General features: G+C 33.1%; 12 protein-coding genes. 4 read left to right on the top strand and 8 right to left on the bottom strand.

What is annotated here, in order from left to right:
- Positions 1-20: 20 nt before the first annotated feature.
- From twy1 to gatC, 3 genes are read right to left on the bottom strand one after another with little or no spacing between them, the layout of a single operon-like run.
- Positions 21-1,106: a 4-demethylwyosine synthase TYW1 gene (twy1, locus tag BFU36_RS01655; protein WP_156770100.1), complete on the bottom strand. Its 1,086-nt coding sequence runs from the start codon at positions 1,104-1,106 to the stop codon at positions 21-23.
- A gap of 31 nt (positions 1,107-1,137) precedes the next feature.
- Positions 1,138-2,565, bottom strand: a complete 1,428-nt coding sequence (gene gatA / locus BFU36_RS01650) for an Asp-tRNA(Asn)/Glu-tRNA(Gln) amidotransferase subunit GatA (protein ID WP_069284535.1) — start codon at positions 2,563-2,565, stop codon at positions 1,138-1,140.
- Between the two features lies 1 nt (position 2,566).
- Entirely contained in the window at positions 2,567-2,860 is a 294-nt protein-coding gene (gatC, locus tag BFU36_RS01645; protein ID WP_069281728.1) for an Asp-tRNA(Asn) amidotransferase subunit GatC, read from the bottom strand.
- A 428-nt stretch (positions 2,861-3,288) separates the two neighbouring features.
- Between gatC and BFU36_RS01640 the strand changes: the two genes are divergently transcribed.
- Both BFU36_RS01640 and BFU36_RS01635 read left to right on the top strand, forming a co-directional pair.
- On the top strand, positions 3,289-3,660 hold the full coding sequence (locus tag BFU36_RS01640; protein WP_069284534.1) for a hypothetical protein: 372 nt from the start codon (positions 3,289-3,291) through the stop codon (positions 3,658-3,660).
- On the top strand, positions 3,620-5,227 hold the full coding sequence (locus BFU36_RS01635; RefSeq protein ID WP_069281726.1) for a DEAD/DEAH box helicase: 1,608 nt from the start codon (positions 3,620-3,622) through the stop codon (positions 5,225-5,227). Before BFU36_RS01640 ends, BFU36_RS01635 begins: the two co-directional genes overlap by 41 nt.
- On the opposite strand, the gene BFU36_RS01630 is transcribed toward BFU36_RS01635, so the two are convergent.
- Positions 5,200-5,709: a hypothetical protein gene (locus BFU36_RS01630; RefSeq protein ID WP_069281724.1), complete on the bottom strand. Its 510-nt coding sequence runs from the start codon at positions 5,707-5,709 to the stop codon at positions 5,200-5,202. The genes BFU36_RS01635 and BFU36_RS01630 overlap by 28 nt on opposite strands.
- A 91-nt stretch (positions 5,710-5,800) precedes the next feature.
- Here BFU36_RS01630 and BFU36_RS01625 point away from each other — a divergent pair, with 91 nt between their 5' ends.
- On the top strand, positions 5,801-6,079 hold the full coding sequence (locus BFU36_RS01625) for a hypothetical protein (protein WP_069281722.1): 279 nt from the start codon (positions 5,801-5,803) through the stop codon (positions 6,077-6,079).
- Here BFU36_RS01625 and BFU36_RS01620 read toward each other — a convergent pair.
- Together BFU36_RS01620 and alba1 are read right to left on the bottom strand one after the other, a co-directional pair.
- Positions 6,054-6,374 carry a hypothetical protein gene (locus BFU36_RS01620; RefSeq protein ID WP_069284533.1) on the bottom strand — a complete coding sequence of 107 codons (321 nt, stop codon included), beginning with the start codon at positions 6,372-6,374 and terminating at the stop codon, positions 6,054-6,056. The two genes, BFU36_RS01625 and BFU36_RS01620, sit on opposite strands and share 26 nt — an antisense overlap.
- Before the next feature lie 73 nt (positions 6,375-6,447).
- Positions 6,448-6,741, bottom strand: a complete 294-nt coding sequence (gene alba1 / locus BFU36_RS01615) for a chromatin protein Alba1 (protein WP_069284532.1) — start codon at positions 6,739-6,741, stop codon at positions 6,448-6,450.
- Positions 6,742-6,860: 119 nt separating this feature from the next.
- Here alba1 and rgy point away from each other — a divergent pair, with 119 nt between their 5' ends.
- Positions 6,861-10,355, top strand: coding sequence for a reverse gyrase (gene rgy / locus BFU36_RS01610; RefSeq protein WP_069281717.1), 3,495 nt, complete (start codon positions 6,861-6,863; stop codon positions 10,353-10,355).
- On the opposite strand, the gene BFU36_RS01605 is transcribed toward rgy, so the two are convergent.
- Complete coding sequence (locus BFU36_RS01605) at positions 10,320-10,589, bottom strand: ribonuclease P subunit p25 family protein (protein WP_069281713.1); 270 nt, start codon at positions 10,587-10,589, stop codon at positions 10,320-10,322. The two genes, rgy and BFU36_RS01605, sit on opposite strands and share 36 nt — an antisense overlap.
- A gap of 159 nt (positions 10,590-10,748) precedes the next feature.
- Positions 10,749-13,544: a DEAD/DEAH box helicase gene (locus BFU36_RS01600; RefSeq protein WP_069281711.1), complete on the bottom strand. Its 2,796-nt coding sequence runs from the start codon at positions 13,542-13,544 to the stop codon at positions 10,749-10,751.
- Between the last annotated feature and the right edge of the window lie 56 nt (positions 13,545-13,600).

The following is a 13,600-nucleotide window of genomic DNA, read 5'->3' as shown; positions in this document are numbered from 1 at the left end:
CAAACGTTTGACTCATCTTTTCAAGTTGATCCCTCAGTACATCCTAGTTCTGCTTCCTTATATTCTCCGTTTATATCATCTTCTATGTCAACGGTTCTCCAATCCCATCTTTCATTCCATGCGTTTCCTATCTTAATTGGCTCATCTAACTTACTTAATAACACTATTCTACTAGGTACGTGTTCTGAAAGTATTTTATAGCCAGTATAGTTTGAGAGAAGTTTTGCAAATTCTCTTATCTCATTATGTCTAGGCATCGCATCCTTACTTAACCTATACGTGGAAGGTCCAACATGCATATAAGCTTTAACTTCAATATAGGTTGGCATAGCTATTTGGAAAAGTTTTGCAAACTCTTTAGCGTCTTCATCACTCATATTATACCCCTTTATCATTGTAAGCCTAATCACAGTTGGAGAACTAAAACTTGGCAGTATCTCTAGGGTTTTCATCAACAATTGCCAAGAATTAGCTACGACTGGCCTATTTATCATTTTATGCTTGATCTCATTTGGAGCTTGTAGAGATACGAAAAGCTGAGTAGGTTCTTCCTCAAGGCTAGCTAAGATATCTGGTCTTATTCCGCTTGTCACTAAAAATGTAGTTAGTCCTCTCTTATGGTATTCCCTAATTAACTCACCTAATTTCTCATATAAAGTTGGCTCTCCAGTCAAGCTGATTGCTACGTGAGCCGGTTTCATCGCATCTTTAACTTTTTCTAGCTTAACACCTTCCCTCCCAAAATAACCAGAAACTGCCCTCTTATGTTCCTCAATACTTCTCTCAACTATGTATTCCGGATCATCATATGCTGGCATTTTAGTATCGTCCCATTCTAATCCTATATCCTCTGGTTCTAGTCTCCAACAATGGATACACCTAAACCAGCACCATGCAGCTGTAGGTGTCATTTGTACACATCTGTGACTTTCTATCCCGTAAAACTTTCCCTTATAGCAGGACCTATTCGTTACTAGTGATTCATGAGTCCAATGGCATTTTTTATATGCACTATGCGTCCCGACTATGTGGTATTTCTCTTTCTTCAACTCCTTGTAAATTTCGCTTAGGGTGTCAATTCTAATATTGCTTTGCATTGCTAATATCAGTTTACTTAACCATGTTAAGATTAAAAATTTAAGCACTTATAGTCGCGGTTAAGTCATATAGTTTTGTTACGTTCTTCTCTATATAAGACGCTATCTCAATTATCTCTAAATCAGATAAATATTTTCCCATAATTTGCAACCCTATAGGTAGGTTATTGTAGAATCCAGCTGGCATCGATAATGCCGGTATGGCCGATAAATTAGCTATCACTGTATTAATATCCATAGCATACATTTTCACTGGGTCATTTATTACCTCACCTATCTTTGGAGGGAGGATGGGCATTGTAGGCGATATTAAAATGTCATATTTTTCAAAAAGACTATCAATACTCTTTTTGATTAAATTTCTTACTTTTAAAGCTTTAATATAAAATTCCTCATAATAACCCGCACTAAGTATGAAACTACCTAACAATATTCTTCTCTTGACCTCGAGGCCAAATCCCTCACCTCTATTTTTAGCATAGACTTCTTTCCATGTACCTTCCATATACTTACTAAATCCATACCTTACACCATCATATCTAGCTAAATTAGAACTAGCCTCTGACATTGCTATAATGTAGTACGCTGGCAAGGCGTATTCAGCATAACCAAGCTTAGTATCCTCTACTATAGCGCCTTCATCACTCATTTTGTTTAAAATATCTTTTATGGCTGAGACAATAACCTTATCAGAAGCTTCTACAATATCACTTAGCACACCTATTTTCAGTTTTTTGATGTTCTTTTCATCAAAAGTATTTAAAGGATTAAACTCTATGGTAGTAGAATCTTTATCATCTGGCCCGGCTATTATAGAATAGAGTATTCCTAAATCTTCAGCGTTTTTAGCCATAGGCCCTATCTGTTCCAGGCTGTTCGCATAAGCCACTAAACCGTACCTACTGACTGTTCCATATGAAGGCTTTAAGCCAAAACTAGCTGTATAAGCTGCAGGTGCTCTTATAGATCCTCCCGTATCGCTTCCTAATGCTAAATCGACGTAGCCAGCAGCCAGTGCCGCCCCACTTCCTCCAGATGATCCGCCGGGGGTTCTATCTAAATCCCATGGATTCCTTGTTGGTCCAAAATAACTTGTCTCTGTTGTTGATCCCATAGCAAATTCATCCATGTTAGTTTTGCCTATTATTACTGCACCTTCCATTTTTAGTCTCTCTACTACTGTTGCATCATAAGGGGGTATGTAGTCTTCTAACATCTTTGAAGCACAGGTAGTTCTGATGCCCTTAGTAGATATATTGTCCTTTATAGCTATTAATATTCCAGATAGTCTCCCATTATTATTCTTTAATTTTTCTTTTACTTCGTACAAAACTTCATCTTTGTTTCTAATAGTTATGAATGCATTAACCTTTTTCTCTAGCCTGTAAATTTTTTCAAATGTTTTTTCAACATATTCAGTAGGATCTAAATTACCGCTTCTTAGACTGTTTACTAGGTCTTTAATCATTCTAATCACCATACGTTTTTGGACCAACGATATATCCTTTTTCCTTTCTCTTTACATTGCTCAGAGCGTCATCATTGCTTAAAGGTTCTCTAGGCACATCTTTTCTTAATTTACCTTGAGAAAGGGGATGGAACAATGGTTCAACATTGCTTAAGTCTAGCTCATTAATTTTGTCAAAAAAATTCAGTATTGATTGTATACTCTCCTTTATTATTTTCTCTTCATCTGATGTTAGTTGAATTAAAGATAAATCTTCTAAATGTTTAATTAGCTTATCATTAACTTCTATCTTCATCTTTATAACACATAGAGAGTCATAGCTTATATTATTCACTCTATCCTAAAATCCATAGTATTCTGCTAATAGACAGTTTTATATCATTATCAGTGTTTTGTTAAAAAATCAATTAGCACACCTAATATATTAAGATATATTTCTGAGTATGGAAAAATTTACGTCTAGATACTCTTACTTGTTCGTGAATGATTGTAAATATTTTTAACTTTTTCTCTCTTATTTGACAAATTTAAATTAACGTTTAGATAAATATTATATAAAAACGATTAATACAAATATAATTCGATTTCGGCTGTTAACTGTTAAATTGTAATTCGTAGTTATTAGAATCTAACTAAAAGAGCTAAACTACGTGATTTATCTTCCCGTGTTGGTTCTAGTTATAGCGTAGATGATATAAATTGGGTTCTAAATATATGTTAAGTGTGAATATTGATACTCTCATAAAAAGTTTACCCTGGTACGGGTTGAGAGAAGCCTTAGAATATGGTATTTCAGAGGCGGAGACACTTGGTAAAGATCTTTTAGGTCTCACTTTAGATAATGGAGATGGATTAATATTGTATATTAATCCTTATAATGCAAATATATACCAAATATTCATGATGAGTAAAGCAAAATATAATTTGAGATTGATAGGTAATTTCACTAGATTCGATGGTAATACCTTTTTTATTTACGAAATAGATAATCCTTCAGAGCTTATAAATACATTTGGTGCAAATGTTAGGGTTGAGTACGTTGAAGTGATTAAGGATGTACTCGAGGACTTTCTACATCAAGCAATGGATAGATGAAGAGGATTTTAAAAGATTGTTATTGTTTTCTCGTTATTTGGGAAGAGATACTAATGGATCTCAATTCATGATTGATTTAGAAAGGGCTAAGAGAAATAGGATAAAACTTGATGATATTGTGGAAACATTGGAAAGTTTGAATGTAAAACTTTCACAAGAAGATTTAAATAAATTAAAAGATAATTTAATTGATGCTAGATTTGAAATAGTCGGGGATAAAATAGTATTAAAGCCATATGTATATTTAGCCGATATTTTAAAAAATTTTGTAGTAAAGTATGACAAAGCTAATAAGAGGTTTATTATAAGACCTATGGACTATTTCGATATTCTAAAAAAATTGAAAGAGAATGGATTAGAAGTGATGGGATTAAATCTGGCATTCCAAGATTTTGATATTGAATTCACCGGTAATTTAAGGTATTATCAAGAAGAAGCAATCAAAAGTTGGGTTGAGAATAACTATCGGGGAGTAATAGCACTGCCTACTGGAGCGGGAAAAACTATTATAGGCGTTAAAGCCTTAGAGTTAGTTAGAAAAAATTCAATTATAGTTACATTTACTAAGGAGCAGATGTTTCAATGGCGAGAAGCTATAATTAGGTTTACTAAAAATAGGCCAGAAATAGGCTTATATTATTCTGAGGAGAAAAAGATAAGACCGATCACTATTACTACGTATCACACGGCTTATAGACACATTTCTGAATTGAAGGATAAATTCTATTTACTTATAATCGATGAGGCACATCATTTACCTGCGGATAAGTTTAAAGTCATCGCTGAAAATATCGTAGCACCTGCTAGAATGGGTTTATCAGCTACTCCCTACAGAGATGATGGAAAACATGAAGAATTATTTAAGATAATAGGTGGAGTAGTTTACTTCAAGTCAACTTACGAGTTAGTGAAGCAAGGGTATTTAGCTTCGTATGACATAATTCAAAGAAAAGTGAAGTTAACCATTGATGAGAGGAAAAAATATCTAGATTTATTAAATAAGTTTAAGAAACTGTCTAATGGCAGGAAAGTTAGCGAATTAATTACTCTGGCTAAGCAAGGTAACGGAACTGCGATAGAGGCAATGAAAATTTATAATGAAATTAAGAAAGTAGTTAACTTTGCTTCAGGAAAAATTAAGGAATTGGAAGAAATACTTAAAAATGAAAAGGGAAAAATATTAATATTTACGCAGTACGTCGACCAGGCGGAAGAGATTGCGAAGAAGTTCAATACGTTACTGTTAACTGGAAAGATGAGTAAGGAAGAGAGAAAAAGAGTTTTGAATACTTTTAAGAATATGAGCAGTGGAATTTTAGTATTAACCACTGTAGGGGATGAAGGAATAGATATACCAGATGCTAACGTAGGGATAATTGTTACTGGTACGGGTTCAAGGAGGCAATTCATTCAAAGACTAGGGAGGATATTACGACCTTATGATGGTAAACGAGCTAAGTTATATGAGATAATCGTTAGTGGAACTTCAGAAGAGTATCAAGCAAGGAGAAGGAAGGAGACTGAAATTTTGAGCTTTGATCAATCAGATGAACTGGATGACATGTAGTACAATAAGGAGTAACCAAATAATCTAAACAGAATATCTTCATCGCCTAATAGTCTTATTCCGATGTATACTAAACCATTCCTTATACCAACTATGGGTATTTTATTTACATTTATTATTGGAACACCTTCCGCTTTTATAATCTTAGCCTTTCTCAACTTTTGCCCCAGAAGGCTCTTAAGTGTATACGCTGAGGCTACTTGGGGCTCTAAAATTTCAATGTCATTAAACTCAATATCCTCTTTCGGGTCTAAATAAATCACTTTATTAATAAGCTCATCATCAATTCTTATTCCTTCTACCCATGTTAAGGTTCTTATTATGTGTTTACATTTTTCACTTATTAACGAAAGTGGAGGAAAAGTAAGTATTCTTCCATCGATATTTAACGTTGCTGGCTGTGTAACTATTATATCTCCTTTTGCTATATTTTTTACTTCATTAGGTCTGCAAATTCTGCTATTCTCATCAACGTAAGTCATATAAACTAACCTATGTTAAACATATATTAAAGATGAATGCACTTGTAAGGTCTGATCTCTGATGAGTAACCAGGCTAATGAGGTAGTATAGATGAGATGGTTAAAGAAGAGAGAGGTCATAATCTATTTCCTACTATTTAAGAAATTCAAATATGATAAGTTTAACCTCGGCGAAGCTTTAGACGTTTTAAAGCCTTATTTTTCAAAGAAAGTATCTTATAATAGTATAAGTTACATGAGTAAAATAGGTTTAATAACTAAGTTAGGTAGTTTCGAGTATAAGCTAAATCCTTTTGAGGACTTTGTTCTGATTTTTTTAGGCAAGAGTTATCTAGATAGGAGACTTACTCTTCGTCGTAAAACTCAATAGTAATTTTTACTTTAACCTCCTTTTTAGAAAGCGGTGGTATTTTATCACCGAAATCTACTCCTACGCTTATCGGATTCCCCATTGAGTCAGTGAATTTAACATCAGCTACATAATGTATTTCTTGTCTTTGATTTAGCATGTTCATTAGCTCAGAATAAATTCTTGATAAAGCCATTTGCAATGCTAAGGGACTCGAAAAATCCTCTGGTCTTAACTGTATTGCTTTAAAGTTTCCCATAAGCTCTCCTATTTTTGCTTTTCCTTCGAATTCTACTTTAACATTAGGCTGTGCCATATAATAATATACTACGAATGCCTTATTAAAAGTAGTGGATGGCAAAAGAAAGATCTAAAAAATTATATTATCGTTACTTTTTCCTTATTGCTATTTCGATTGTAGAAACTCTTGATTGTTTGCCATCTTGGCTTGTTACTACTTGGCTGCCAATTCTTATTTCCTTAATTTCGATCTTGTCTGGTAAGAATCTGTTCCTTACTATCTCTACTGTATCAACAGCTTTACTAATAGCTCTTCCTCTAGCTTTTATTACTATTTCGCTAACACCTTGGTTTAGCAGAGTTAAAGCTGCTAATACATAATTCATTACTGGTTTCTTTCCTATTAACACTACATTACTTGGAGTTGGAGTTGCGCTGCTCATCTTTTCCACCTATTTGGTCTCAAATACACATTAATATGAAGCTAAAAAAGTTAACCGAAAATAGTAACACTCTGATAACTATTTTAAAAGATCTTACCAGTCTAATTATTCTTTTAGCTATGATTAATATAAAGTATCTTAACGCTTGTCCTAACTGTGGTAATGAAATATCCTCCAGCAGATTAATCAAAGGACTACCTTGTGATAATTGTTTGCAAGATGTTAACCATATTGATATACAAGATCAATTAACAAAAATAAAAACCATATATGAAATATTAATTAATAATGGAAAAATTATAAACTATTGGAGTTTATACTATAATGTTTCACTATACGAAAAGGTATTTGAGTATTTTAGGAGAAAAACGGGCTATCAGCCTTGGTCACTACAGAAATTATGGTTAAAGAGGCTCGTAGATAATCAAAGTTTTACATTGTCAGCCCCAACGGGGTTAGGAAAAACCACGACATTAATGGTATATTCAACATACTTAAATGAAGACGTAGTTTACATTGTACCTACTAAATCATTAGTGGATCAGGTATGCGAAAGACTAAGAAAATTAGGGGGAGAGGTTTCATGTGGTAAAGTTGAAGATCATAAGTTAAATGTAATTACTGTAAGCTACTTGAATAAGAACTCCGATACTATCACTGTTAAGCCTAAACTAGTTATTATAGATGATGCCGATGCAGTAGTGAAAAGCGGTAAAACTACAGATAGACTAGTTTCGTTGCTTGGCGTACCAAGAGAAGTGTACAATAGTGCGATCCAGCTGACTAGACTAAAACAAAAGTTTCTACTTAATAGCGATAATGATGAGATTAAGGAGAGAATAAGGGATTTAGAACTAAAGATAGCAAGTTTTAATGAAAAAATATCTCAATTGGTTGTAGCAAGCGCGACTATAAGACCCAAAGGCATAAAACAGAAAGCATTACGATTGTTAACTGGATTCGAACCGGCTTCTGTTCAACTCTATGCCAGAAATATCATAGATTCATATGAGGAAAATCTGGATTTATCGATTATCCAAAAATTGGGAAGCGGCGGTTTAATTCTAGTTTCCAAAGAATTAGGAAGAGATATGATGAAGAAAATAAAGGATGAAATACAAGAATTTGGTTTAGAGACAAAGCTAGCGATAAGTGGTAGGAGGTTCTTGGATGAGTTCTCTAGTGGTAAAGTAGATGTCTTAATCGGTTCAGCTTCATATTATGGTGTAGCTGTAAGGGGGATTGATGAACCTAAGAAATTAAAGTATGTGGTATTTTATGGAGTTCCTAAGACAAGAATTAAGTTATATAACGCCATATCTAATCCATTTACCCTACTTAGAGTAGCTAAGGTTTTAGGACTCGATGTGTCAAGGATACAGAATGATGTTCTATTTCTTAACTATTCTGAGGCACAGCTTATAAGATACTCTATACTGAATAATGAAGATATAAATAATGAGAAATTACAAAGAATTAAGAGTAATCTATTAGAATATATATCGTTAATAAAAGATAAATTAAAAGATATAAATAGTAGTACAATAATATCTGATAATTTTGTAATAAGTTATGAAAATTCAAGTTATTATATGACCTATCCTGATGTTATAACTTATCTTCAAGGTTCGGGGAGATCAAGTAGACTATATAACGGTGGTCTCACTTTAGGTCTATCAATTGTTTTAATTGATAATAAATTAATATTTGAAATTTTGAAGAGAAGGTTACAAAGGATGTTACCTGAGATAGCATTTAAGGAATTATCAGAATTGAATCTAGATATGGTTAAGCAGCAGTTAGATTCTTCAAGAAGAGACGAAGGAGAGAGGACGCAATTTAGTATAACTACTGGATTGCTGGTTGTAGAATCTCCGACGAAAGCTAGGACAATTGCTAAATTGTTTGGAAGACCGTCAATTAAACTATATAATCGTATTCCCGTCTATGAGACGATTATAGTAGATGGTAAAAACATATACGTAATGAATATTGTAGCTACTAAAGGTCATATAACCGATTTAACTACTGATAAATTAGGCTATTACGGAGTAAAGGTAGATGATAGTGATATAATACCTTATTATGTACCTTTATCACGCTGTTTAGATTGCAATAAGATTTTCTCCTCAACTAATTATGACAAATGTCCATATTGTGGATCAGAGAACGTTTATTCTTCAAAAGCTATTATCGACTTGCTCAGGCATTTTTCACTATTTGTTGAAAAAATTTATATAGCCAGTGATCCGGATGCAGAAGGCGAAAAGATAGCTTTTGATGTGTCTTCACTGATTTCTCCGTATAACTCTGAAGTATATAGGGTTAAGTATCATGAGATAACTAAGAACGCTATTCTTAATGCGTTAAGGAATCCTCAAAAGGTGGACGTAAATCTGGTAATGAGCCAAGTTGCTAGAAGAGTAGAAGATAGATGGATAGGGTTTGAGCTGAGTAAAATACTAAAGAATAAGTTTAACGACTTTAATCAAGGGGCGGGCAGAGTTCAAACGCCGGTCCTAGGTTGGATAGTTAACAGAACTATGAATTACAAGAGTAATCTAGGTTACATCGTTTATATAGATATCAATGGCTATATTATTAAAAAATATTTTAAGGATAGAAAATCTGCTGAAGAGTATTTGAAAAGTGTAGAAAAAATTAGTATAGAGAAGGTCAATGAACAAAAGATCCTTCTATCTCCATTACCCCCATTTACCACTGACAGTTTACTGATAGAGGCTAACTCGAGATTTAAGTTTACCGCCAATTTAACTATGAAGATCGCTCAAGAACTGTTCGAGGCTGGTTTAATAACATATCATAGAACTGATAGTACTCATATATCTTCAGTGGGAGTAGCTATTGCTAAAGAGTACTTAGAAAAGCACGGATTATCCTTAGATTTCATACCTAGAAATTGGAGCTCTGATGAGGAAGGGGCACATGAAGGAATAAGACCTACCAGAGCAATCGACGTTAATGAGTTGGTTCAAGAAATCGAGGAAAACCCCTTTAGATATCCAATAAGGTTTACCAAATATCATTTCATGCTGTATGATCTAATATTTAGGCGATTTATAGCTAGTCAGATGAAGCACTCTATTGGAATTAAGACTAAATATAAAATTATAATGAATGAAAATGATTATATTGAAGCAGAACTTATATCCAGTACTATTGGTGGTTTTGCAAAAATATATGATATAAAAACGCATAACTTGCCAATAGGTGAAATAAACCCAAGAATAACGCTAAGCAGAGGGTCTAGTGAGCAATTGCCTACGTATTCCGATATAATATCGTTAATGAAATCCAAGGGTATAGGAAGACCTAGCACATACGCTAAGACTATCGAGAACTTATTAAGGCACGGATATGTTATCTCTAGCAAGAAAAGATCCTATCTGATAGCAACCCGAAGAGGAATTAATGTTTATCAGTACCTCAGCTCTAAATTCCCTCATCTCATATCAGAGGAGCGTACTTCAAAGCTGATGAGTATACTAGACGATATATCATTAGGCAGAATCAATGCTTCTAATGTGCTAATTGATGTTTATAGTGAGATATTATCTTCAGTAAACTCTCTTAAGCTTGAGCAAGATGTATGAGATTCTTCTCCTATCTTTAACTTCACTTCCAGTCTCTACTCCTAATAATTGTACTCCCTCTCCTAATCTATCCTTTAATGTATTGTAAATGTCGACTGCCTTTGAAATTTCTTTACCTACTCCCTTAAGTTTGATTTCATTCAGACCTTGATTGAACATTACTATTATATCTAAAACATGGTCTTCTACACTTTTAGATCTTCTAACTATTACTTCATTTATTTTCTCTGACATTTTATTCTCACGAGACCAAAATAGGTTTATAAAAATAAATCTAACCCATATTATAAGTTATGATAAGAAAGGTAGTTTTTCTTATTCTATTATCAGTAACACGGGCCTTTATCACAGATCAAATGGAAGGGCTTCATCACTCATTTCTAAAAGTAATTACTAGGAGTATTTTAAGTTTTGTAGATATGCTACTGCGTTTAACATTAAGTATATTATTATATCCTTCTTAACGTTATAATATTTTTGGTAAACTTGATATGAAGTATCTATAGCTTCTTTAATCTTAATCTCATCCACGTCATTGAATGGTATTTTTCTTAATATCTCGTCTGAACTATTCAACAAATCTTTTGGCTTAAATAATATTTCTATCTGATTATCACCAGATCTTAGTGTAGCCAAGAATATTTCATTTAAGTTTAAAGGTGCAAATGACGAATAATATTCTTCTGAATTAACTATATTAACAAAATCCTCATATAAACACCATCTAGTTTCCCTGCAATCAACGTCAATAAAGTAAGTAACTCTGTACTTGTTTCCGCTTTTTCTCATTTGTTTAAGCTTATTCTCAAGGCTCTTATTAGGAATGCCTAAAACTTCAGCTAATTCATTAATCGTATATGCTCCACCTTTTAACGCGTGATATATGGTTACGTTTAGGTCAAGTAGCCACGGCCTTATCTGAACATGTGATGAAACAGCATTTGCAAATGGAGTTGGTTTATCTATGTAAACAATTTTTATCTCGCCTCTTTTGACCTTATCAATAAACTTTAACGTTCTTCTAATGTTAAAGTATTTATTTAGCGTTTGCCTTAGCGCCTCCTTGATAAGGAATTTATCTTCCTTTATATCAATTTTTGAAATTTTTCCAAAACTTGCTCCAATCTCTTTTAATGTCGCTATAAAGAAAGGTGATCTCCTTATAGATCTAACTATCATTTTCTTAATCTTATCCTCTTCTATAGTTGAAATCTCCTTAAGTAAATCCGTGGGAGAACCTCTTATCGCGAACCCATATATAGAGCTTCTAGCGTAAGCGTTTAATGTATACTTCTTTATCACCAAATATAAAAGTAAATGGGCTAAGGTGTTAGACACTTTTTCATCGATTAGGGTGCTATATATCCATTCGTTATCCCTTTTTTCCACTATTATGGTATTTTTAATTGGTATTTCAATTCCTTGCGTAGCGTAATCGTTAATTATTCTAAATAGTGCTTTCCTAGATTCCTCATCAAGGATTTCATCTATTAGAGAATTATATTTTTCAATATTATTGAATAATTTTCTTATAAATTTAACTATAATTGGTGATTTAGATGTACTTTCTCCCTTCCAAATAGGTATTTCTCCTTCTACCTCATTTGCGGGTATAACGTCTATTGTAGCTTTATTCATATTTATTTTAACTACCTTCCAGAACTTGCCACTAATTCTTATGACATCATTAGACCTAACATGCTTGAAAACATAGATTGAGTCAATTTCACCTATAGTATTTCCGTTGTATTTAAGAGAAAATGTATCATTATTATTTATCAGAGAGAAAAATTCAGCAAAGTCTTTACCCCATGCTATCTTAGAATCTTTATTAAATCTCCATATTTTAAAGAAATTTGCGCCTATTTTCAATTCATCCCCTTCTATCTTTATTATATTATTCTTTACTAAGTAGTTTATTAACTGTAAAAATTCGGAATAAGTTAGATTATTATAAGCGAAAGCTCCATGTATAATGTTATATGCTATTTGTAAGTTGATTTTTTGATATTGCAATAGCATTCCCAGTAATTCCCTTGCGACTATATCAAGGCCATTATCTATTAATGGTCTTTCAATTATTCCTCTTCTAGCTGCTTCATATAGAGCTAGACCTTCTATTACATCATAATCATAGTAACATATGATATCACCTTTAGGAGTACCTTTAACTATATGGCCACTTCTACCTAATCTCTGCAAGAAAGAAGCTACTGACGTAGGAGGCCTCAGCATTATAACTTTTTTTATATCTCCAACATGTATTCCTAACTCTAAAGTTTTTGTGCAAACTACTGCTTTAGCGTTCCCACTTCTTAGCCCATCTTCAGCCAAATTCTTTAAATCTCGAGATACAGAAGAGTGATGGACGTAAATTTCTGTGTTGCCTAACTTCTCCAGCTCTTCATGCAATCTCTCTGTTGAAAACCTAGAGTTTGTGAAAATTAAACTAGGCTTTTCTATTAATTGGTTAATCTTTTCTGCAGCCTTCTTCCATAGCATTTGGTCACTATCGACTTTATGTATGTTTATTTCGAATTTTCTAGCTTCATCTAATTTAACAATTGCAGATGGCCTCTTTGATGAGCCAAAGAGGAAATTAGCTACCTTTTCTGGATCACTAATGGTTGCGGATAAGCCTATTCGCTGGAAGTCGTATTCTATGAAGTACTTTAACCTTTCTAGCAGAACTGATAGTTGGGTTCCTCTTTTAGAACTAATTAATTCATGAACTTCATCTATTATTATCCATTTAACGTTCTTGTAGTGTTCTCTAAATCTACTAGCCCAATCTAAATCTATTTCTAATCCTTCTGGAGTAGTAACTATTATATGGGGAATCTTCTTTAATCTCTGATTTTTCTCCTTCTGAGGTACTTCACCATGTTTTCTATTTACTAGGAATCCTAATCTTGAAGACCACCATTCAATTCTATATAGTAAATCATTAATTAGAGCCTTTAGTGGCGTAATATAGATTAGACTAACTGGTTTTGCGTTTTCGCTTATCATTTTATTTAAGATAGGTAATAAGGCAGCCTCTGTTTTTCCATAACCGGTTGGAGCTATAATTAGGGTGTTTTTTCCTTCATCAATTGGTTTGAAGGACATTTCTTGAATTTTATTTAAGCCACTCCATTGTTTTTCCCTAATCAGATGCTTTAATCGCTGATCTAGTTGATCTGGCATTAATTATCACACCAAAATTGTTGGATAGCAACATTTACCGCTATTTTTAAAAATAT

It is taken from the genome of Sulfolobus sp. A20, assembly GCF_001719125.1.
In the GTDB taxonomy this organism is placed as follows: domain Archaea; phylum Thermoproteota; class Thermoprotei_A; order Sulfolobales; family Sulfolobaceae; genus Saccharolobus.
This window is presented reverse-complemented; position numbering and strand designations above follow the sequence as displayed.

Excerpts from the sequence above, each read along its gene's own strand:
- BFU36_RS01620 (WP_069284533.1), bottom strand. The coding sequence starts at position 6,374 with ATGGCACAGCCTAATGTTAAAGTAGAATTCGAAGGAAAAGCAAAAATA.
- alba1 (WP_069284532.1), bottom strand. The coding sequence starts at position 6,741 with ATGAGCAGCGCAACTCCAACTCCAAGTAATGTAGTGTTAATAGGAAAG.
- BFU36_RS01635 (WP_069281726.1), top strand. The coding sequence starts at position 3,620 with ATGTACTCGAGGACTTTCTACATCAAGCAATGGATAGATGAAGAGGAT.
- gatA (WP_069284535.1), bottom strand. The coding sequence starts at position 2,565 with ATGATTAAAGACCTAGTAAACAGTCTAAGAAGCGGTAATTTAGATCCT.
- BFU36_RS01605 (WP_069281713.1), bottom strand. The coding sequence starts at position 10,589 with ATGTCAGAGAAAATAAATGAAGTAATAGTTAGAAGATCTAAAAGTGTA.
- BFU36_RS01600 (WP_069281711.1), bottom strand. The coding sequence starts at position 13,544 with ATGCCAGATCAACTAGATCAGCGATTAAAGCATCTGATTAGGGAAAAA.
- rgy (WP_069281717.1), top strand. The coding sequence starts at position 6,861 with ATGATTAATATAAAGTATCTTAACGCTTGTCCTAACTGTGGTAATGAA.
- gatC (WP_069281728.1), bottom strand. The coding sequence starts at position 2,860 with ATGAAGATAGAAGTTAATGATAAGCTAATTAAACATTTAGAAGATTTA.
- BFU36_RS01625 (WP_069281722.1), top strand. The coding sequence starts at position 5,801 with ATGAGATGGTTAAAGAAGAGAGAGGTCATAATCTATTTCCTACTATTT.
- BFU36_RS01630 (WP_069281724.1), bottom strand. The coding sequence starts at position 5,709 with ATGACTTACGTTGATGAGAATAGCAGAATTTGCAGACCTAATGAAGTA.